The sequence below is a fragment of the Intrasporangium sp. DVR genome (assembly GCF_040365325.1).
Lineage (GTDB): Bacteria > Actinomycetota > Actinomycetes > Actinomycetales > Dermatophilaceae > Intrasporangium.
This window is the reverse complement of sequence record NZ_BAABZW010000015.1, coordinates 125,976-147,815: the sequence shown is the minus strand read 5'-3', so window position 1 is coordinate 147,815 and position 21,840 is coordinate 125,976. Positions and strand designations below refer to the sequence as shown.

The following is a 21,840-nucleotide window of genomic DNA, read 5'->3' as shown; positions in this document are numbered from 1 at the left end:
CCAGCCCTCCCGCACTGTGGCGCGCCCGGTTCGCACCCGGCTCGGAGCGCGTCACACGTCGGTGATGCCGAGCAGCAACCGGACCTCGCCGGCGGTGATGACCGAACCGGTGACGATGACGCCGCCGCCGAGGCCCTCCTCCTCGGCCAGGGCGATCGCGCGGTCGAGGGCGTCGGGAAGGCTGCGCTCCACGGTGACCCTGGAGTCGCCGAAGATCTCGGCGGCGAGCGCGCCGAGCTTGGCGGGAGCCATGGCCCGGGGCGACGAGCTGCGCGTGATGACGATGTGGTCGAGCCTCGGCTCGAGCGTTTCGAGGATCGCTGTTGCGTCCTTGTCGGCCACGATGCCGACCAGTCCGACGAGCCGGGTGAAGGCGAAGGCCTCGTCCAGGGCCGCGACGAGCGCTCGGGCCCCGTGCGGGTTGTGTGCGGCGTCGACGAGGACGGTGGGTGATCGGCGGACCACTTCGAGGCGACCCGGCGAGGTCATCCGGGCCACCGCCGCCGAGAGGATCTCCGCGTCGAGCGCTTGCTCGCCGCCACCGAGGAAGCTCTCGACGGCGGCGACCGCGATGGCGAGGTTGCTCGCCTGGTGGGCGCCGTGCAGCGGCAGGAAAAGGTCTGGGTAGTCCCCGGCCAGGCCGCGGATGCTGACCTGCTGGCCGCCGAGGGCGACCTCGCGCGAGAGCACGCCGAAGCTGTCGCCCTCGAGTCGCAGCGGTGAGCCGACCTCCGCAGCCCGCTCAGCGAGGACGGCCGCGGCGTCAGGGTCCTGCATTCCGGAGACCGTGACGGATCCGGCCTTGATGATCCCGCTCTTCTCGTGAGCGATGTCGACGACGTCGTCGCCGAGCAGGTGGGTGTGGTCGAGATCGATCGGCGTGACGACGGCGACGCTCCCGTCGGCGACGTTGGTCGCGTCCCAGGAGCCGCCGAGCCCGACCTCGACGATGGCCACGTCGACCGGCGCGTCCGCGAAGGCCGCGAAGGCGATGGCGACGAGGACCTCGAAGAAGTTCATCCGTCGGCCGCCGGAGGCGAGGGACCTGGCATCGACGAGCTCGATGAGCGGGGCGACGTCCTCATAGGCGGCGATGAACTTGTCCCGAGGAATCGGCTTGCCGGACAGGCTGATCCGCTCGCGGAGGTCATGCAGGTGCGGTGAGGTGAAGCGCCCGGTGGACAGGCCGGTCTCCGTGAGGATCGCGTCGATCATCCGGCTCGTCGACGTCTTGCCGTTGGTGCCCGTGAGGTGGATGACGAGATACGTCTTCTGCGGGTCGCCGGCGAGCTCCATGACTGCGGCGATCCGCTCGAGGGACGGACCGATGTCGTTCTCGGGGGCGCGCGCGAGGATGGCCTCCTCGATCTCGCGCATGCGCTTCATCTCCTCGAGGTTGCGCGCCGCCTGCTCGGCGGCACCGTCGGGCCGACTGGTCATCGGTGCTCCCCCTCGGGGGTGTCGTCGCTGGTGACGGTCTCGTCGAAGCCGTCCTCGTGCCCGAGCTCCCGGACCATCCACACGGTGTCGGGCAACCCCGAGCCGGACGGTTCACGGTGGGTCTCGATGAAGCCGTGCGCGCGGTGGAACCGCTCGGCGTAGGCGTTGCCGTCGGGGTAGGCGACGGTGATCCGGGTGTGTCCCGTCTCCCGGGCCCGGTCGACGACGGCGTCCATCAGGGCGGAACCGACCCCACGGCCGTGGTGCTCCGGCAGCACGTAGAGCTTCCACAGGACGAACCCGTCATCCTGGGTCCCGAACGCCGCCATCCCGACCACGGTGCCCTGCAGCTCGGCCACCAGGGTGCGCCCCTGGCGGATGGAGGCTGCGACGACATCGGTCGTCCACCACTTGGCCAGGCCCATGGCCACGTAGTCGAGGCCGGCGATGGGCTCGTGGATCAGCGGCCAGGTGCGGTGCCCGATGCTGAGGACCGCGTCGAGGTCGTTGCCCTCGGCGGTGCGCACGACGATGTCCGCAGAGCTGGCTCCGGCGGAGTCGGGGATGTCGGTCGCCTCCATGTCGGTCATGCCTTGGCCACCACGATCGTTGCCGGGAAGCCGTCACCCACGGTCACGGTGGTCCCGACGCCGTCGTTGAGCGGGTGGTCGGGGCCGGCTGAGGCGAACTGGGTGGCCAGGGTCTCCGCGACCAGCAGGTCGCGGTGGGTGACAGTGGCCTCGAAGACCTCGGGGGATCCCTGGATCGTGAGGCTGATCCGGTCGCTGACGTGCAGGCCCGAGTCGCGGCGCGCCTGCTGGACGGCACGCACGAGGTCCCGGGCCACACCCTCGGTGGCGAGCTCGGCGGTGACGTGGGTGTCGAGGACGATGAAGCCGCCGCCGGGCAGCATCGCTGTGGCAGCCGGCGCAGGGGTGGCAGCGGTGGCAGCCGTGGCGTCGGCCCCGGCCTCCCCCGCCACGACGGTCTCGAGCGTGTACTCACCCTCGACGAGCGCGAGGCCCCCTGAGGTGACGACGCCCTCCGGGGTCACCGACCAGTCGCCGCTCTTGCTGCCGCGGATCGCGGCCTGGACGTCCTTGCCGAGCCGGGGACCGGCGGCGCGCGCGTTGACGGTCAGGCGCTGGGTGACACCGAAGTCGGCCTGGCTGGCCGTCTCGACGTCGACGAAAGTGATCCCCTTGACGTTGAGCTCGTCCTGGATGATCGAGCGGAACGGCTCGAGCTTGCCGGGCTCGGGGACGACCACGGTCAGGCCGGTGAGCGGCAGCCTGGCCCGAAGCGCCTTGGCCTTGCGCAGGCTGGACCCGACCGAGCAGACCTCGCGCGCCCGGTCCATGGCCAGGACCAGCTCGTGGTCGGCGGGCAGCTCCTCGGCGTCGGGATAGTCGGTCAGGTGCACCGACCGCTCGCCCGTGAGGCCCCGCCAGATCTCCTCGGTCGTGAGGGGCAGGAGCGGCGCGATGGCGCGGGTGACCGTCTCGAGCGCGGTCCACAACGTGTCGAACGCCGCGAGCGACTCCTCCGTCTCGCCACCCCAGAACCGGTCCCGCGAGCGGCGGATATACCAGTTGGTGAGGACGTCGAGGAAGGAGCGCATCGTGTCGCACGCCGCCGCGATCTCGTAGTCGTCGAGCTCCTCGGTCATCTCGGCGACGAACTCGCGCACCTTGGCCAGGAGGTACCGGTCGAGGACGTCCGTCGACTCGGTCGACCGCTTGGCCTCGTAGCCGGCGCCCCCGCGGGCCGTGTTGGCGTAGAGCGCGAAGAACGACCAGGCGTTCCACAGCGGGATCATCACCTGGCGGACGCCGTCGCGGATGCCGGGCTCGGTGACGACGAGGTTCCCCCCGCGCAGGATCGGCGAGGACATCAGGAACCACCGCATCGCGTCGGCGCCGTCGCGGTTGAAGACCTCGGTCACGTCGGGGTAGTTCTGCAGGGACTTGCTCATCTTCTGGCCGTCGGAGCCGAGGACGATGCCGTGGCTGATGCAGGACTTGAACGCGGGCCGGTCGAAGAGGGCGGTGGCGAGGACGTGGAGCGTGTAGAACCAGCCCCGGGTCTGGCCGATGTACTCGACGATGAAGTCCCCTGGGAAGTGGTGCTCGAACCACTCGGCGTTCTCGAACGGGTAGTGCACCTGGGCGAAGCTCATCGACCCGGAGTCGAACCACACGTCGAGGACGTCCTCGACGCGGCGCATGGTCGACTGCCCCGTCGGGTCGTCTGGGTTGGGGCGCGTCAGCGAGTCGATGAAGGGCCGGTGCAGGTCGGTCACCTCGACGCCGAAGTCACGCTCGAGCTCCTCGAACGACCCGTAGACGTCGATCCGCGGGTACGCCGGGTTGTCGGACCTCCACACCGGGATCGGGCTGCCCCAGAAGCGGTTTCGCGAGATGGACCAGTCCCTCGCATTGGCCAGCCACTTGCCGAACTGGCCGTCCTTGATGTGCGACGGCGTCCAGGCGATCTCCTGGTTCAGCTCGAGCATCCGCTCCTTGATCTTGGTCACCTCGACGAACCACGAGGAGACGGCCATGTAGATGAGCGGTTCCCGGCAGCGCCAGCAGTGCGGGTAGCTGTGGTCGTAGGTCTCGCGGCGGAGCAGGACCGTGCCCTCCGTGGTGCTGCCCATCTCCCCCTCGCCGCGGGTCCGGGCCTTGAGGTGGTCGACGATGTGGGCGTTCGCGTCGAAGACGTGCATGCCCTCGTATTCGGCGATGGGGTGGGTGAAACGCCCGTCCGGCCCCACCGGCACGACCACGTCGATGCCGAAGGCGTCGGTGAGCACCTTGTCCTCCTCACCGAAGGCGGAGGCGATGTGGACCAGGCCGGTGCCGTCCTCGGTCGTGACGTAGTCCGCGGGCAGGACGACGTGGCCCTTGGGATGGCCGAGGTAGTAGCTGAAGGGCGGCGTGTAGCTGCGACCGACGAGCTCCGACCCCTTGAGCCGCTGGACCACGCGGTCGCCGGCGTCGTCACCGAGCTCTCGCGTGTAGGACCCGAGCCGGGCCTCGGCGATGACGTAGCGCTCCGTGGTCCCGCTGAACTCGGACTCGACGACGACGTAGTCGATGTCGGGGTGGACGGCCATCGCGATGTTGGACGGCACGGTCCACGGGGTCGTCGTCCAGACGAGCGCCAGCTCACCCGTCTCCAGGCGGTAGCCGATCGTGACCGCGGGGTCCTGGCGCATCTTGTAGACGTCGTCGTCCATCCGCAGCTCGTGGTTGGACAGCGGCGTCTGGTCGTTCCAGCAGTAGGGCAGGACGCGGAAGCCCTCGTAGACCAGGCCCTTGTCGTAGAGCGTCTTGAACGCCCAGATGACCGACTCCATGTAGCCCGGCTCGAGCGTCTTGTAGTCGTGGTCGAAGTCGACCCACCGGGCCTGCCGGGTCACGTACTCCCGCCACTCCCCCGTGTACTTGAGCACCGACGAGCGGCAGGCGTCATTGAACGTGTCGATGCCGAGGTCGAGGATGTCCTGCTTGGTCTTGAGCCCGAGCTGGCGCTGCGCCTCGAGCTCGGCGGGCAGGCCGTGGGTGTCCCAGCCGAACCGGCGCTCGACGCGGCGGCCTCGCATCGTCTGGTAGCGCGGCACGATGTCCTTGACGTACCCGGTGAGCAGGTGGCCGTAGTGGGGCAGTCCGTTGGCGAAGGGGGGCCCGTCGTAGAACACGAACTCGTTGGCGCCGTTCTCACCGGCCGCGCGGTTCTCGACGGAGGCGATGAAGGTGCCGTCCTCGTCCCAGTACTTCAGGACGCGCTCCTCGATCTCGGGGAAGCGCGGGCTCGAGGGGACGCCGGCCCTGCTCGTGGCCGTGCCGGACGGATCGGTGCTGACCTTCGGATACACCATGGGTCGTGGTCTCCTGCTGCTGCGTGGCTTGGGACTGCTCGTGTCTGTCGTTCACGAGGACGACATCGCCATCCGGCTCCGCCGCGGTACCACCCCGCTTGCCGCGGACCGCACGGCTCACGGGAAGCGAGCCCAGCGGCATACGACCACTCTTGTCCAGGCTGTGACGGGCCCACCCGTCCGGGTCTAGTGAGCCCCAGCCGGGCCGGGACCGTTCTTCCGGAGGCTCGCCGCTGATGACGGCTCAAACGCCTGTGCGCCAAGTCTAGCCTGTGAGCGTGGCCACCTTCCCACGCAGCGTGCAGTCCCGGGTCGTGACGGACGATGACGTCAAGCGGACGTATGCCGCTGACGCCGGCCCCGCGCCCAGGGAACCTGCGCGTGACGTGCCCTCCGACTACACGGTCGTGCGGGCCCGTGACGTGGCCGACGTGGTCGCGGTGCTCGAGCACGCGCAGGCCACCGGCACCCCGGTGGTGCCCCAGGGAGCGCGAACGTCACGGGTGGGCGGGGCGCGGGCCACGGAGGGGTGCATCGTGCTCAACGTCGAGGCGCTGGACGCCATCGAGACGGTGGACCCGCTCGAGGGCATCGCCGTCGTCGGCCCGGGCGTCGTCAACGCGGCACTCAAGGCCGCCGCTGCGGAGGCGGGCCTCTTCTACGGGCCCGACCCGGCCTCGACGGCGACGTGCACCATCGGCGGCAACGTGGCCACGAACGCTGGTGGTCTGTGCTGCCTCAAGTACGGCGTGACCGCGGACTGGGTGCAGGCCCTCGACGTGGTCCTGCCCGGCGGCGAGGTCATGCGGACCGGGCACCGGACAGCCAAGGGCGTCACCGGCTACGACCTGACCGGCCTCCTGGTCGGGTCGGAAGGGACGCTCGGCGTGGTGACGCGCGTCGTGACCCGGCTGGTGCCCGCACCCGACCCGGCACTGACGGCGCTCGCGACGTTCGGGTCGCTCGATGCCGCCGTGCGGGGTGTGGCGGCGCTCCGGCTCGACCGGCACCGTCCGTCGCTGCTCGAGATCCTCGACCGCGTGAGCATCACGGCGGTGCAGGCGTTCGGCGACTACGGCTTCCCTGCGGACGCGGCGGCGGTGCTGCTCGTCCAGTCCGACCGGCCTGGTCATGCCGGTGAGGACGTCGCGCGCTACGGCGAGGTGCTGACGGCGGCCGGGGCGCTCGAGGTCGCGGTGGCCGAGGACCGCCAGGAGGCGGATCTGCTGCTCCAGGGTCGGCGCGTGCTCAGCACCGCCGTGGAGGCGCTGGGCGCGCGAATCGCCGAGGACGTCTGCGTGCCGATCGGCCGGCTCGGGGACTACGTGCGGGGGGCCGCCGAGGTGTCCGAGCGCTTCGGCGTGCCGATCCCGGTGAGCGGCCACGCCGGCGACGGCAACCTCCACCCGTCGATCGTCTACCCCCACGGGGACGACGAGGCCCGACGGCGGGCCTGGGGTGCCTTCGACGAGCTGATGCGCCTGGGGCTCTCGCTCGGCGGGACCGTCGCCGGGGAGCACGGGATCGGCTCGGTCAAGCGGCGCTGGCTCGTCGAGGAGGTCGGGGTCCGCGAGATCCAGCGGCAGCGCGCGATCAAGGCAGTCTTCGACCCCTCGGGGATCATGAACCCCGAAGCAGTCTTCGGCGGGGCACGCCGCCCGGTGGGGACCGACCGGCCGGGCAACTGATAGGAAGAACGACATGGACGACCTGACCGACGTCGAGACGACTGCTGCCTGGCTCAGCCGGGAGGAGCTCGACAGCGCCCGAGAGCGCCTGCCGATCCTCTACGTCCACGCCGTGCCCGTGCGGGTCGACGACCGTGGCATCGTCACGCGCATCGCCCTGCTCCTCCGGGCGGACGACGAGGGCGGCATCGGTCAGGAGGTCGTCGGAGGCCGCGTCCTCTACCACGAGAAGATCCGCGACGCCCTCGCCCGGCACATCGAGAACGACCTCGGCCCCGTCGCCCTCCCCCGCATCCCCGTCTCACCCCATCCGATCGCCGTCGCGCAGTTCTTCCCGACGCCCGGAGTCACGCCGTACCACGACCCGCGGCAGCACGCCGTGTCCCTCGTCTACATCGTGGCCGTCATGGGTGACTGCCGGCCGCAGCAGGACGCCCTCGACCTGTCCTGGGTCACGCCCGAGGAGGCCGCGGACATGTCGATGCGCGGCGAGATGTCCGGCTCGCACGGGGTCCTCGTGCGCCAGGCGCTGGCCCACATCGGGTTCCCCGTCTGATCCCGGACGCACCCACCATTTCGCCAAAGTCCCTCAATCTCAGGGCATTTCAGCGTTCTTCCCCCGACTTTTCGGACCTTCTTCACCGCTTTCTGGATTCGTGATGTGGGTCACCTCAGCCTGAGTAGCGTCGGGGACGAGCTCGGTTGAGACTGTGCACGACGCCACAGATGATCCGCAGCCCGGGGGACACTACAGACCACAGGGTGGGGCCGCGTCGCAACAAACTTGCCGAGTTCACCGTTCAGCGCCCGTGCGAGGGGCCGGGCGAATCAACCGCAACGGAGAACTCAACATGAATAGTTCATTCAGTTCCAGGGGCCGGCCCAACCGAGGCCGACACGAACAGCCGACCACCCGTCGCCGGTGGCTCGCGGTGTTGGCCGCTCTCGGCCTACCACTCGCGGTCCTCGCTGCGCCGATGGCGCAGGCGGGCACGACGCCCCCGGCGCCGGCCATCATCATCGACGGGGTGGTGCCCGACGGTTCGGCCGGACAAATCAACTTGTCCGATCCATCGGGCAACGAGAAGGAGCTCGGCCCGCTCAACTCGAACACCACGAAGATCGGCGTGATCCACAATGACGTCGTGCCGACGCTCGGCTTCACGAACCCCAACGGCCAGGTCGACCTCAAGACCGCGTGGCTCAACACCGCCAAGGACACCCCGGACGGCGACGACTGGATCTACTTCGCGTGGGAACGCGACGCCAACAGTGGTAGTGGCTTCATCGCCTACGAGTTCATGAAGAACGAGGAGCCCGCGGCTTGCCTCAACTACGACCCCACTGACGCAACGATCGTGGCGGGATGCAACCCATGGGCGAACCGTACCGATGGTGACTTCATGATCCTCTGGGACCAGCAAGGCGGCAGCAAGAAGCTCTGGCTGCGCACCTGGTCAGGCACCGCACCCGACCTCGTGCTCAGCGCTCCGATCGAGATACCCTCCAACTACGGTCGGGCCGAGTACAGCCCAGACGGCTATCGGGGCGAGGCTGCGGTCAACATCACGGATGTCATCTACGGTGGCACCCCTCGATGCCTCGCCTTCGCGAACATCATCCCCAGCACGGTGACCGGCAACTCGGACACGGCTGACTACAAGGACACGATCCTCAGGAACGGCTTCACCCTGAGCAACTGCACGACGACGACGACCACAACCCCCAAGCTGGCGGACGGCACGTCCAACGTCCCGACGGCCGGCACGTCAATCACCACGAACGGCGTGGTTGAGGTCAAGGACTCTGCGGTCATCTCACTGTCCGGAGGGTCGGCTACACCGGGTGGCACGATCGACTTCACCCTCTGCAAGGCCAGCAACACGGCCAACGCCGACTGTGACACCGGGACTGGTGCGGTGTCGGTGCTCGTCGATGACGACAAGGCCGTCACCGGCAGCGCGTACCCCGTGACCGTGGTGTCCTCGAGCGCGTGGATCACTGCGGCGGGACGGTACTGCTGGCAGGCCGAGTACACCGGCGTTCCAAGTGCCGGGATCGGCGGCTCAAGTGACGTCACCAAGGGCGAGTGCTTCCTCGTGAACCCCGTCGACCCGACGCTGTCGACCACGGCTGGGCCGGACGTCGTCTTGGGTACTGCAGTGACCGACTCGGCTGCTCTCGGTGGCACCGCCCCGAAGCCGACAGCCTCGGTCATCCACACCACCGCACCGGCCCCCGCAACCCGGACGCCGGCCGGCGGCACCATCACCTTCAAGCTGTACGGCCCGAGCAGCAGCAGCTGCGGCAGCCTGGTCTTCACCTCGACGGCGGTGAGCGTGTCGGGCAACAACACCTACAACAGCCCCACATACACGCCTACTGCGGCCGGTGACTACCACTGGGTTGCGGTCTACACGGGCGACTCGCCGAACACCAACGGCAAGACGCACAACGCGACCTGCACGGACACGGGTGAGGACGTCACGGTCACGACCGTCGCCTCGTCGCTGACGAGTGCGCAGACGTGGGTTCCGAGCGACTCGGTGACGGTCTCGGCGCCGGCTGGCGGGAACCTCGCCGGCACGGTGTCGTTCGACTTCTACACCAACGGCACCTGCGCTGGCACCGCGGTCTACACGACGACCGAGCCGGTCTCCGGCGCCTCGCCGCAGACCGTCTTGTCGGGGAACGCTCCGGCCCAGACGGCTACCGGTTCGTTCTCGTGGAAGGTGAGCTACACCAGCACCAACGCGGCACAGCGCAACGTCCCGGCGAGCTGCCACGAGACGTCGGCGCTCACCGTCACCAACGGCGGGACGATCTCGAGCCCGTGACCTGAATGAAGTCTCTGGTGGCCCGACCGGGGGGACGGTCGGGCCACCGGGACCTTTCCGGACAAAGGCGCCCAGTTACCTGGGGTGCCGTATCTGGCCGGGTGATTCCGGCCTCTTCAGCACCGATGCGATCACCCGAACGCATCGGGTCGGCCCGACAAGGGGAGTCGGGCACCTCCACACACAACAAAGGGAACCAACCATGAAGTACCTGAAGTCGCTGCTCGTCGCGAGCATCGCGTTCGTCGTGGCCGTCGTCATGGCCAACCCGGCCGCCGCGGTCGCCGCGAAGTTCCACAGCGCAAGCGGCAGCGTCAACAACGCCGGAGCCCTCGTCGTCAGCTTCGACGAGCGGGGTCTCGGCAACGACAACATCGACTACACGCTCACCGCCGACGCCACGGCGCTCTACGCCTGCATCAACGGCGGCGGCAACCACCCCAAGGCCGCCAACAAGGAGGCCTTCGAGGGCTCGGTCAGCGGTGGCGGAAGCTTCGAGCCGAAGAACGGCCGGGTCGTCGCCGACCTGACCGCCGGCCCGCTGCTGGCCCCGCAGTTCCAGTGCCCGAGCGGTCAGAAGCGAGTCCTGGCCGCGGTCACCTACACCCACATCGTCCTGACTGACACCACCAACGGGACGAGCACCGACGTCGCGGACACCTCGCGCGTCTTCTTCAACGTCTGAGTCTCCTCAGACCACCCTCCACACCGCGTGGGCCCGGCGAACTCCAGCTGCCGGGCCCACGCCAATACCCACAACACACCCGCTCACCGACTGCGGGCGTCTTCTGCAGGCGCCACCATCGGTCGGTAAGCGGGTGTGTTGCGGGGTGAGGAGGCGGGGGCCCGGCTGGGGCAGGTTCTCGGGTCAGTGCTGGTGCTCGAGCATCTGCTCGCGCCCCGACCCCAGCACCGTCAGCGGCAGCAGCCGCTTGCCGGTCGGGCCGATCTCGATCTGCGTGCCCATCTGCGGGCACACGCCGCAGTCGAAGCACGGCGTCCAGCGGCAGTCGTCGACCTCACGCTCGTCGAGGGCCTCCTGCCAGTCCTCCCACAGCCAGTCCTTGTCGAGACCGGAGTCGAGGTGGTCCCACGGCAGCACTTCGTTCTGGTCGCGCTCACGCGTCGTGTACCAGGCGACGTCGACGGGCTCGTCCGCTAGCGCCCGCTCCGCAGCGGCCATCCAGCGCTCGTAGGAGAAGTGCTCGCTCCAGCCGTCGAACCGGCCGCCGGCGCGCCACACCTCCTCGATGACCTTGCCGACCCGGCGGTCACCGCGCGACAGCAGGCCCTCGATGATGCCGGGCTGCCCGTCGTGGTAGCGGAACCCGATCGACGACCCGTAGCGCTTGTCGGCCCGGATCGCCTCGCGCAGCTTGAGCAGCCGTGCGTCGGTCTCCTCCGCGCCGAGCTGGGCCGCCCACTGGAAGGGGGTGTGCGGCTTCGGCACGAACCCGCCGATCGAGACGGTGCAGCGGATGTCGCGCCGCCCGGAGACCCGTCGTCCGGTCTCGATGACCTTCGTGGCGAGCTCGGCGATCTGGAGCACGTCCTCGTCGGTCTCGGTGGGCAGGCCGCACATGAAGTAGAGCTTGACCTGCCGCCAGCCGGCGCCGTAGGCCGCGGCGACCGTGTTGATGAGGTCCTCCTCGGACACCATCTTGTTGATGACGCGCCGGATCCGCTCGGAGCCGCCCTCCGGGGCGAAGGTGAGCCCCGACCGCCGGCCGTTGCGGGTCAGCTCGTTGGCCAGGTCGATGTTGAACGCGTCGACGCGCGTGGACGGCAGGGACAGCCCGGTCTGCGTCCCCTCGTAGCGGTCCGCGAGACCCTTCGTCAGGTCGGCGATCTCGGAGTGGTCGGCAGAGGAGAGCGACAGCAGGCCGACCTCCTCGAAGCCGGTCGCCGCGAGCCCGCGCTCGACCATCTCGCCGATGCCCGTGATCGACCGTTCGCGCACGGGACGCGTGATCATGCCCGCCTGGCAGAACCGGCAGCCCCTCGTGCACCCGCGGAAGATCTCCACGGACATCCGCTCGTGGACCGACTCGGCGAGCGGCACGAGCGGTTGCTTCGGGTAGGGCCACGCGTCGAGGTCCATGACGGTGTGCTTGGCCACGCGCCACGGCACGCCCGGCGCGTCGGCTGCGGGCGCCACCCGCTGGATCCGCCCGTCGGGCAGGTAGGACACGTCGTAGAAGGCCGGCACGTAGACGTTGCCCGTCCGGGCGAGGCGCAGGAGCAGCTCGCGCCGCCCACCCGGCCGTCCGGCCGCCTTCCACTCCCCCACGATGTCGGTGATCGCGAGGACCGCCTGCTCGCCGTCGCCGATGACGGCCGCATCGATGAAGTCGGCGATCGCCTCCGGGTTGAAGGCCGCGTGGCCGCCCGCGACGACGATGGGGTGGTCGAGGCCGCGGTCGACCGAGTGCAACGGGATGCCCGCCAGGTCGAGGGCGGTCAGCAGGTTGGTGTAGCCCAGCTCGGTGGAGAACGAGACGCCGAACAGGTCGAAGTCACCCACAGCGCGGTGCCCGTCGACAGTGAACTGCGGGAGCCCCGCTTCACGGAGCGCGCCCTCCATGTCGGGCCACACGGCGTAGGTGCGCTCGGCCAAGGCGTCCGGTCGTTCGTTGATGACCTCGTAGAGGATCATGACGCCCTGGTTGGGCACCCCCACCTCGTAGGCGTCGGGGTACATCAGCGCCCAGCGCGTCGTCAGCTCCTCGCCGGACGGGCCGTGCCCACCGACGTTCCATTCCTTGACGGTCGAGTTGAGCTCACCGCCGACGTACTGGATGGGTTTGCTGACCCGCTCCAGCAGGGGCTCGAGGGCGTTGAACAGGGACTCACCGGGCATCGGACCATGGTACGTGACCGTCGAGGGCGCACTTCGCGCTCACGTCATGCCGTATGCCGCTGGGCTCGGCAGGCGCGAAGTGCGCGCTCGACGGGGTGGCCGGCTCAGTCCTCCTGGTAGAGGGCCTCGAGCTGGTCCTTGTACTTGTCGACGACGGCCCGTCGGCGCAGCTTCATGCTCGGGGTCAGGTCGCCCATCTCGACCGTCAGGTCGTGGTCGAGGATGGTGAAGTTCTTGATCGTCTCCCACCGGTTGAGGCTGTCGTTGAGCCGGTCGACGTAGCCCTGGACCAGCTCACGGGCGGCGTCGGAGGTGACGATCTCGGCGTAGGACTTCCCGGCCATCCCGTTCTGGGCCGCCCACGGCGTGATCTGGTCCGGGTCGAGCGTGACGAGAGCCGTGGCGTAGTTGTGCCCGGCGCCGTGGACGAGGAACTGGCTGACGTAGACGCACATGCCCTTGAACTTCGCCTCGATCTCCGCCGGTGCGATGTACTTGCCGCCCGAGGTCTTGAAGAAGTCCTTCTTGCGGTCCGTGACGAAGACGAAACCGCGCTCGTCGATGCGGCCGATGTCCCCGGTGTGGAACCAGCCGTCCTCGTCGATCACCTCGGCCGTCGCCTCCGGCTGGTTGTGATATCCCCTCATCACGCCCGGCCCCTTGACGAGGATCTCGCCGTCGTCGGCGATCTTGACGTCGGTGCCCGGCATCGGCCATCCCACGGAACCGTAGGCGTAGCAGCCCGCCTTCGGCTGGTTGACCGTGGTGCCCGAGGAGGTCTCGGTGAGGCCGTAGCCCTCGACGAGGAGCAAGCCCACCGAACCGAACCACTTGGCCACCTCGGCGTTGAGGGGCGCGGAGCCGCTGATCATGAAACGGACCCGGCCGCCGAAGCGCTCCTGGATCTTGTGCAGGACGAGCTTGGTGGCGAGCCGGTGACGGCGCGCGAGCCCTGCCGAGGGGGTCTCGCCCCGCTCGAGGACGTCGCGCATCTCGGCACCCACCTTGAGCGCCCAGTCGATCAGCCTCTTCTTGACACCGGTCTCCTGCGCGAGCATGAGGGCGACCCGCCCCCGGGCCTTCTCGTAGATACGGGGAGGGCCGGCCATGAAGGTCGGCTTGATGATCGCCATGTTGTCGACGATCCGGTCGAGCCGACCATCGACCGCGGTCGGGAACCCGATCTGGAGGCCGAGGGCGAGGAGCATCTTGCCGAAGACGTGCGAGAGCGGGAGCCAGAGGAACTGCAGGTCGTCCTCGGTGACGGCTCCCATGGCCTGGATCAGCGCGCCCTCGTAGACGACGCTGTCCTGCACGAGGCGAACGCCCTTGGGCCGGCCGGTCGTGCCCGAGGTGTAGATCACGATGGCGAGGCTCTCGGGACCGAGCTGGTCGATGCGCGAGTCCACGGCGTCGGGGGTCGAGGCGAGGAGCTCGCGTCCCTTGGCCGCCAGCTCGTCGGTCGTGATCACCCAGCCGTCGTGGCTCGCCGCGCCGGACATGACGACGACCTGCCTGACGTGCGGGATCTCGTCTCGGCGCTCCGCGAGCTTGGCCACCTGCACGGCGTCCTCGGCGAAGACGATCGCGCTCCCGGAGTCGGTGAGGATGTAGGCGACGTCGTCAGCGATCGTCGTGGGATAGACCGTCGTCGTGGCTCCCCCGGCGCAGACGATCGCGAGGTCGGCGAGGACCCACTGCAGGCTCGTGGTGGAGGCGATCGCGACCCGGTCCTCGAGCCCGACCCCGAGACTGATCAGGCCGGCTGCCCACTGCTGGACGACGTCGTGGGTCTGACGCCACGTGAGGGTGGTGAGTTCGTCGCCACCATCCTTGAAGTAGAGGTAGGCCGGGCGGTCCGGGGTGGCTTGGACCCGGTTGCGGAAGAGGGCGCCCACGCTCGGGGCCCGGTTGTCGAGGACGGCCTGGTCGACCTGGCGGTCGGCCACGGACTGCAGGGGCATGCTGACTCCTTCGTCACAACCGCGGCGGCCCGTCCTCGGCGACGGCGGACATACCGCGTTGACCGGGATGATGCCGCATCCGGGCCGAAAGGTCACGAGGTCCGCGCTGATCGGCACCACACCGTGACCCGCGAGTAACTTAGCCGCTCCTCCGGGGCGCCGCGGTAGCCGCCTCCGAGACGTTCCCGACGATGCCGACCGCGAGCCACGCGGCGATCATCGACGACCCGCCGTAGGACAGGAACGGCAACGGCAGTCCGGTGACCGGCAGCAGCCCGAGGTTCATGCCGACGTTCTCGATCGCCTGTGCTCCCAGCCAGACGCCGATGCCCGTGCTGACGAGCCGACCGAAGGTGTCCGCCCGGCGTGCCACGACGAGCGCTCGCAGGACGATGAACCCGAGCAGCACGATGATGCCGGCCGCACCGAGGAACCCGAGCTCCTCCCCCGCGACGGAGAAGATGAAGTCGGACTCCTGGAAGGGGATGCGCCCTGCCTGTGTCTGTTTCCCCGCGAAGAGGCCCTGGCCGTCCAGCCCACCCGACGAGATCGCGATCCGCACCTGCCGCGTCTGGTAGCCGATGCCCTGGGGGTCGAGGGAGGGGTCGAGGAAGGCCCGGAGCCGGTCGCGTTGGTACGGGCTGAGGAGCGGGGTCGCGAACGCTGCGACGACCGTGGCTGCGCCGGCCACTGCCACTGCGATGGTCCACACCAACGGCGCGCCCGCCGAGGCGATGACCGCGATGGACATCGCCACGAGGACCAGCGCAGAGCCCAGGTCCGGCTGGGCGAGGACGAGCAGGACGGGCACACCCGCCAGCAGCCAGGCCAGGGCGATGTCGCGGTGGCGCTGCCGCTCCCCCCGGTCCGCCCGCTCGGCCAGCAGCATCCCGAGACCGACCACCAGCGCGACCTTCATCAGCTCCGACGGCTGCAGGCTGAACCCCCCGGGCAGCCCGATCCACGACCGAGACCCGTTGACCTGCCTGCCCAGGGGCGACAGGACGGCTACGAGCCCGGCCAGTGCGGCGGCGTAGACGAACGGCGCGGCGGCGCGCAGGAGCCGGCCGTCGACCCGGGTGACGACCGCGGCCAGCCCCATGCCGACGATCGCGGCCACCGCCTGCTTGAGGGCCACAGCGGCCCCGCTCTCGGCCCGGGTGGCCGACCAGACGAGGACGATGCCGATGACCGTGAGACCAGTCGCCCCGATCAAGAGGCCAAGGTCCATCCGCAGCCACCGCGGTGACACCGTCCGCGCCGGCCCTCGGGAGGCCGGGCTCGGGCGCCGACCGCGAGAGGGTCCTAGGCGGGCACGGTCGCGGACAGGATCTCGCGGCACCTGGCGACGTCCTCACGCATCTGGGTGACGAGCGCCTCGATCGACTCGAACCTCAGCGTGGGGCGCAGGTGGGAGACGAAGTCCATGGCGACGCGCTCGCCGTAGAGGTCGAGGTCGGTCCGGTCCAGGACGTAGGCCTCGACGCGGCGCTGGTGACCGTCGAAGGTGGGGTTGGTGCCGACCGAGACCGCGGCGGGGAGGGTGCGGTCCACGGCGTCTGGCTCGAGGTCGAGCCGGATGAGCCACCCGGCATAGACGCCGTCGCTGGGGACGAGGCCCTCGTGGTCCTGGGACAGGTTGGCGGTCGGGAAGCCGAGCTCGCGGCCGCGGTGGTCGCCGTGGACGACGGTCCCGGTGACCCGGTGGGGGCGACCGAGGATCTCGGAGGCGTGGGTGACCTTGCCGTCCAGGATCTCGGCACGCAGCTGGGTCGAGCTCCAGCGCCGACCCTCAGGGGCAGCCTCGCCGATGTCCTCGAGGGCGATGACGTCGAAGCCGTGCTTGTCACCGAGCTGGGTGAGCGTGCCGACGTCCCCGGAGTTGCGCACTCCGAAGCGGGTGTCCTTGCCGACGACGACGGCCACGGCCCGCAAGCCGTCCACGAACGTCGCCTCGACGAACTCCTCAGGCGTCTGCTGGGCGAACTCGCGGGTGAAGTGCAGGACGAGCACCGCACCGAGGCCCACGGACTCAAGGGCGTCGAGCCGCTGCTCGAGCGACATCACGCTGGCCGGGGCCCGCTCGGGATAGAGCACGGCGATCGGGTGCGGGTCGAACGTCACGGCGACCGGTGTCGCTCCCCGCTCGCGGGCCTCCCGGACGACCCGCCCGAGCACCTCTCGATGCCCCCGGTGCACGCCGTCGAAGTTGCCGAGCGTGACAACCGTGGGCCCGAGATCCGACGGGATGTCCTCCAGGGCGTACCAGCGCTGCACGCGGACCACTGTAGTAGCCGTGGCCTCTGGTCCCTGCCGCCACCCGCCGTCAGCCGGCCGGGGCGAAGACGACGCGGGCCTTGGCGGTGCCTCGCGTCTCGTCCAGGACGGCCACCAGGCGACCGTCCGGGGCGATGGCGGCGACCGCTTCGGACCGGACGCCACCGCTCGGGATGCGCTGTCCGTGTCCGATGCTGCGGGCCTCCTCAGCGGAGACCTCGTGGACCGGCAGCTGGGCCCGCGCCGCGTCGGCCAGGGAGACGATCGGAAGGGCGGCGCCGCCACCTGACTCGGCCAGCGCCGCGAGCTCGTCGAGTGGCCTCGCCATCCCCAGGTCTAACCGGCCGACCCGGGTCCGGCGCAGGGCGGTCAGGTGGCCGCCGACACCGAGCGCGTCGCCGAGGTCTCGGGCGAGAGCGCGCACGTAGGTGCCGGACGAGACCTCGACCTCGACGTCCACGTCGACGACGCGGAGCGCGCCCCCATCCGGCAGATCCGCCGTGGTCGGGGTCACCGAGACGACGTCGAAGCGAGCCACGGTGACCGGTCGCGGCGGGAGGTCGACCTCGCCGCCCTTGCGGACCGTGGCGTAGCTGCGTTCACCGGCGACCTTGATCGCGCTGACCGCGCTCGGCACCTGCATGATCTCGCCGGTGAGAGCCGCCACGGCGTCCGCCAGGCGCGCCGCGAAAGTGGAGTCGTCAGCCACTCCCACGGCCGAGGTCGGCTCGCCCTCGGCATCGTCGGTGACCGTCGCCTGGCCGAGCCGGATGGTCGCGGTGTACTCCTTGTCGCACCCCACGAGGAAGGTGAGCAGCTTGGTGCCCTTCTCCACGCCGAGGACGAGCACACCGGTCGCCATCGGGTCGAGCGTGCCGGCATGACCGACGCGACGGGTCCCGCAGAGGCGGCGCGCCCGGGCGACCACGTCGTGACTGGTCCACCCGGCCGGCTTGTCGACGACGAGCAGGCCGCTCGCTGGTGCCGTCACCGAGCCTCGACGTCGACGTCGGCGTCCTCGTCGACATCCTCGTCGACATCCACGTCGACATCCACGTCGACATCCTCGGTGTCGATGCGGTCGGCCGGCTTCTTGTACGGGTCCGGCTCGCCGGCATGCTTCGCGTTGGCCGCCGCGCGGGCGAGCTCCTCATCGCGGGCGCGGGTCTGCGCCACGAGGTCCTCGAGGTGCGCGGCGCCTTCGGGCAGTGCGTCGGCGATGAACTCGAGCGACGGAGTGAGCCGGATGCCGATCTGCCTGCCGACGGCGGAGCGGATCCTGCCCTTGTTGGCCTCGAGGACGGCCGTGGTCGCCTTGCGCTCCTCGTCCGAGCCGAAGACGGTGTAGAACACCGAGGCGTGCTGCAGGTCACCGGTCACCCGGGCATCGGTGATCGTCACGAAGCCGAGGCGCTCGTCCTTGAGACGGAACTCGAGGTACTCCGCGACGATGACCTTGATCCGATCGGCAATCTTGCGGGCGCGAGCTGGGTCAGCCATTGCTCCTACCTCGTTTCTTCTCGAATGGGTCACGGCTGCGGGACCGCACCGCCGCACATCCACGGCGGTCAATCACGGGCGTCAGGCCGCGTACCCACCCTAACCTTGGCGGAACGCAGGACACCGCAACCGTTGCGCGCCGGGCAGCGTGAGCCGGCCCGGCGGCATACGGACACTTCGGGTGCGACCTCGGAGGGCCACCTCCGCTCGGGCTGTCAGCCCTCCCGGAGTGGTGGCCCCCCGACGCGCACGGTCAGGCGCGCGGCTTCTCGCGCATTTCGTAGGTGGCGATGAGGTCACCGATCTGCAGGTCGTTGAACGACCCGAGGTTGATGCCGCACTCGTAGCCCTCGCGGACCTCGGTGACATCGTCCTTGAACCGGCGCAGGCCCGCGATCTCGACGTTCTCGGAGATCACGACACCGTTGCGGGTGATCCGCGACCTCGAGCCACGCTTGATCTCGCCGCTGCGGACGATCGAGCCGGCGATGTTGCCGAACTTGCTCGAACGGAAGATCTCGCGGATCTCCGCCGTGCCGAGCTCGACCTCCTCGAACTCCGGCTTGAGCATGCCCTTGAGCGCTGCCTCGACCTCGTCGATCGCCTGGTAGATGACCGAGTAGTAGCGGATCTCGACGCCCTCGCGCTCGGCGTAGTCGGCGTTCTGGCCCTCGGCCCGGACGTTGTAGCCGATGATGATCGCGTTGGAGGCCATCGCGAGGTTGATGTTGTTCATCGTGATGGCACCGACACCGCGGTCGATGATGCGCAGGTCGACCTCGTCGCCGACGTCGATCTTGAGCAGCGCGTCCTCGAGCGCCTCGACGGAACCCGACACGTCACCCTTGAGGATGAGGTTGAGGGTCTCCACCTTGCCCGCCGCGAGGGCCTCGTTGAGGTCCTCGAGCGAGATGCGCTTGCGGGCCTTGGCCAGGCTGGCCTGGCGGTCCGCGGCTTCACGCTTCTCGGCGATCTGGCGAGCCGTCCGGTCGTCCGGTGCCACGACGAACGTGTCACCGGCGCGCGGGACCGAGCTCAGGCCGAGGACCTGAACCGGCCTGGACGGGCCGGCCTCGCTGACGTTCTTGCCGTGCTCGTCGAGCATGGCTCGGACGCGGCCGTAGGCCGAACCGGTGACGATGGCGTCACCGACCCGCAGCGTGCCGGTCTGGACGAGCACCGTCGCGGTGGCACCGCGGCCACGGTCGAGGTTGGCCTCGATCGCGACACCGCGAGCCTCGCGCTCCGGGTTGGCGCGCAGGTCGAGAGCGGCGTCCGCGGTGAGCAGGACCGCCTCGAGCAGGCCGTCGATGTTGACGCCCTGCTTCGCCGAGACGTCGACGAACATCGTGTCGCCGCCGTACTCCTCGGCGACGAGGTTGTACTCCGTCAGCTGCTGGCGGATCTTGGACGGGTTGGCGCCCTCGACGTCGATCTTGTTGACCGCGACGACGATCGGCACGTCCGCCGCCTGGGCGTGGTTGAGCGCCTCGATCGTCTGCGGCATCACGCCGTCGTCGGCCGCGACCACGAGGATCGCGATGTCGGTCACCTTGGCACCACGGGCACGCATGGCGGTGAACGCCTCGTGACCCGGGGTGTCGATGAAGGTGATCGGACGCTCGGTGCCCTCGTGCATCTTGCGGACCTGGTAGGCACCGATGTGCTGGGTGATGCCACCGGCCTCGCCTGCTGCGACGTCCTCGTTGCGGATCGCGTCGAGCAGTCGCGTCTTGCCGTGGTCGACGTGACCCATCACGGTGACCACCGGCGGACGAGCCTCGAGGTCGGCGTCGTCCTCGCCCGCGATACCGGTCTCGAGATCGATGTTGAAGGAGTCGAAGAGCTCGCGCTCCTCCTCCTCCGGGGAGACGACCTGGACGTCATAGCCGAGCTCGACGCCGAGGAGCTTGAAGGTGTCCTCGTCGAGCGACTGGGTCGCGGTCGCCATCTCACCGAGGTGGAACAGCACGGTGACGAGCGATGCCGGGTTGGCGTTGATCTTGTCGGCGAAGTCCGTCAGCGACGAGCCGCGACGCACGCGGATCACGGTCGAGCCGTCGCCCCGGGGGACGGTGACGCCACCGATCGACGGCGCCTGCATCTGCTCGAACTCCTGGCGCTTGGCGCGCTTGGACTTGCGCCCACGGACCGGACGGCCACCGCCGCGGCCGAAAGCGCCCTGCGTGCCACCGCGGCCACCGGGGCCGCCACCACGGGGACCGCCACCGAAGCCACCACGGCTCGGTCCACCGGGAGCGCCGGTGCCGGCGCCTCCCCCGGGCCCGAAGCCACCACGGCCTCCGGGTCGGCCGGGACCGCCACCGGGGCCTCCGGGGCCACCTGCGGGTCGCTGGCCGGGACGGCCGATGGTGCTGCGCTCCGGCATCATGCCGGGGCTCGGACGCGGACCACCCGGACGGGGGGCCGGTCGCGGGCCTGCGCCACCCGGACCACCGGGACGCGGGCCGCCGGCGGGTGCGCCGGGCCGGGGGCCACCGGGCCGCTGCTGCGGACGTGGCATGCCCTGGCTCGGGCTGAAGGGGTTGTTGCCCGGGCGCGGACCGGCGTCACCGGGACGCTGCCGGGTCTGGCCCATGCCCTGGCTCGGCGCGAACGGGTTGTTGCCGGGGCGGGGCGTGCTCGGCCGTGGAGCCGGACGCGGTCCGGGCGTGGGACCGCCGCCTCGGGCAGCCGGAGCAGCCGGAGCAGCCGGGGCAGCGGGACGCCCGGGGGCGGGGGCCGCGGGTCGGGCCGAGGGGGTGGACGTCGCCGCGGGGGCGGGCTGGGCGGCCGGGGCTGCGGGGGCCTGCCGTGCGGCCGGCGCCGTGGTGGTCGTGGTGGCCGCTGGGGCGGCGGGCGACGTCGTCGGCGCCGGAGCGGCAGGCGCGGCCGGGCGGCTCGGCGCCGGTCCCGGTCGGCTCGCCGTCGACGCGGGTGCGCCCGGCGCAGCACTCCGAGCCGCTGGGGCGGAGGGGGTGGCCGGTGTGCCCGGCGTGCCTGTCCTCGGGGCGGTGGGGGCGGCGCCAGAGGGCGCAGCCGTGCTGGCGGTCCTCGCGGACGCCTTGGAGTCACCGCCGGAACGGAGCTCCGACGGGAACGTCTCCTTGATCTTGCGAACGACGGGGGGCTCGATGGTCGACGACGCCGACCTCACGAACTCTCCCTGGCTCTTGAGGTGTGCAAGCAGAACCTTGCTCTCGACTCCGAGCTCTTTGGCGAGCTCGTAGACCCGGACCTTGGCCACATTTCTCCTGTCTCGGTCCGGACCTGACAGGAGGCCGAACCATGGGTTATTGCTGGGGCTTGCTCATCGCTGAGGACTCATCGGAGGCTCATAGCGTTTGACCCGCCTTGGTTCGTTGATGTGGTGCACGACCGCCGGGCGGCG

The 21,840-nt window shown here is 70.0% G+C and carries 14 protein-coding genes; 4 read left to right on the top strand and 10 right to left on the bottom strand.

Features of this window, described 5'->3' with window-relative positions; all coding sequences use genetic code 11:
* Positions 1-51 precede the first annotated feature (51 nt).
* The 3 genes from ABWV20_RS11720 to ileS are packed head-to-tail and all read right to left on the bottom strand — an operon-like array spanning position 52 to position 5,323.
* Complete coding sequence (locus ABWV20_RS11720) at positions 52-1,440, bottom strand: bifunctional folylpolyglutamate synthase/dihydrofolate synthase (protein ID WP_353355340.1); 1,389 nt, start codon at positions 1,438-1,440, stop codon at positions 52-54.
* Positions 1,437-2,030, bottom strand: coding sequence for a GNAT family N-acetyltransferase (locus tag ABWV20_RS11715; protein WP_353355339.1), 594 nt, complete (start codon positions 2,028-2,030; stop codon positions 1,437-1,439). The genes ABWV20_RS11720 and ABWV20_RS11715 overlap by 4 nt, the downstream gene beginning before the upstream one ends.
* On the bottom strand, positions 2,027-5,323 hold the full coding sequence (gene ileS, locus ABWV20_RS11710; protein ID WP_353355338.1) for an isoleucine--tRNA ligase: 3,297 nt from the start codon (positions 5,321-5,323) through the stop codon (positions 2,027-2,029). The genes ABWV20_RS11715 and ileS overlap by 4 nt, the downstream gene beginning before the upstream one ends.
* A gap of 278 nt (positions 5,324-5,601) precedes the next feature.
* Between ileS and ABWV20_RS11705 the strand changes: the two genes are divergently transcribed.
* The 4 genes from ABWV20_RS11705 (at position 5,602) to ABWV20_RS11690 (ending at position 10,533) form a co-directional block, all read left to right on the top strand.
* Positions 5,602-7,011, top strand: coding sequence for an FAD-binding oxidoreductase (locus ABWV20_RS11705; RefSeq protein ID WP_353355337.1), 1,410 nt, complete (start codon positions 5,602-5,604; stop codon positions 7,009-7,011).
* A 13-nt stretch (positions 7,012-7,024) separates the two neighbouring features.
* Positions 7,025-7,567 (top strand): NUDIX hydrolase family protein, encoded by a 543-nt coding sequence (locus tag ABWV20_RS11700; protein ID WP_353355336.1) that lies wholly within the window; start codon positions 7,025-7,027, stop codon positions 7,565-7,567.
* Between the two features lie 421 nt (positions 7,568-7,988).
* Entirely contained in the window at positions 7,989-9,848 is a 1,860-nt protein-coding gene (locus tag ABWV20_RS11695) for a hemagglutinin (RefSeq protein WP_353355335.1), read from the top strand.
* 202 nt (positions 9,849-10,050) lie between these two features.
* On the top strand, positions 10,051-10,533 hold the full coding sequence (locus ABWV20_RS11690) for a hypothetical protein (protein WP_353355334.1): 483 nt from the start codon (positions 10,051-10,053) through the stop codon (positions 10,531-10,533).
* A 183-nt stretch (positions 10,534-10,716) separates the two neighbouring features.
* On the opposite strand, the gene ABWV20_RS11685 is transcribed toward ABWV20_RS11690, so the two are convergent.
* The 7 genes from ABWV20_RS11685 to infB all read right to left on the bottom strand — a co-directional run bounded on the left by ABWV20_RS11685 (position 10,717) and on the right by infB (position 21,696).
* Entirely contained in the window at positions 10,717-12,708 is a 1,992-nt protein-coding gene (locus ABWV20_RS11685) for a TIGR03960 family B12-binding radical SAM protein (protein ID WP_353355333.1), read from the bottom strand.
* A gap of 104 nt (positions 12,709-12,812) precedes the next feature.
* Positions 12,813-14,672, bottom strand: coding sequence for an AMP-dependent synthetase/ligase (locus ABWV20_RS11680; RefSeq protein ID WP_353355332.1), 1,860 nt, complete (start codon positions 14,670-14,672; stop codon positions 12,813-12,815).
* A 139-nt stretch (positions 14,673-14,811) separates the two neighbouring features.
* Positions 14,812-15,903 (bottom strand): rod shape-determining protein RodA, encoded by a 1,092-nt coding sequence (rodA, locus tag ABWV20_RS11675; protein WP_353355331.1) that lies wholly within the window; start codon positions 15,901-15,903, stop codon positions 14,812-14,814.
* A 74-nt stretch (positions 15,904-15,977) separates the two neighbouring features.
* On the bottom strand, positions 15,978-16,949 hold the full coding sequence (locus ABWV20_RS11670; protein WP_353355330.1) for a bifunctional riboflavin kinase/FAD synthetase: 972 nt from the start codon (positions 16,947-16,949) through the stop codon (positions 15,978-15,980).
* Positions 16,950-16,998: 49 nt separating this feature from the next.
* On the bottom strand, positions 16,999-17,940 hold the full coding sequence (gene truB, locus ABWV20_RS11665) for a tRNA pseudouridine(55) synthase TruB (RefSeq protein ID WP_353355329.1): 942 nt from the start codon (positions 17,938-17,940) through the stop codon (positions 16,999-17,001).
* Entirely contained in the window at positions 17,937-18,449 is a 513-nt protein-coding gene (gene rbfA, locus ABWV20_RS11660; protein ID WP_353355328.1) for a 30S ribosome-binding factor RbfA, read from the bottom strand. The genes truB and rbfA overlap by 4 nt, the downstream gene beginning before the upstream one ends.
* Positions 18,450-18,702: 253 nt before the next feature.
* Positions 18,703-21,696, bottom strand: coding sequence for a translation initiation factor IF-2 (infB, locus tag ABWV20_RS11655; RefSeq protein ID WP_353355327.1), 2,994 nt, complete (start codon positions 21,694-21,696; stop codon positions 18,703-18,705).
* Positions 21,697-21,840: the final 144 nt, after the last annotated feature.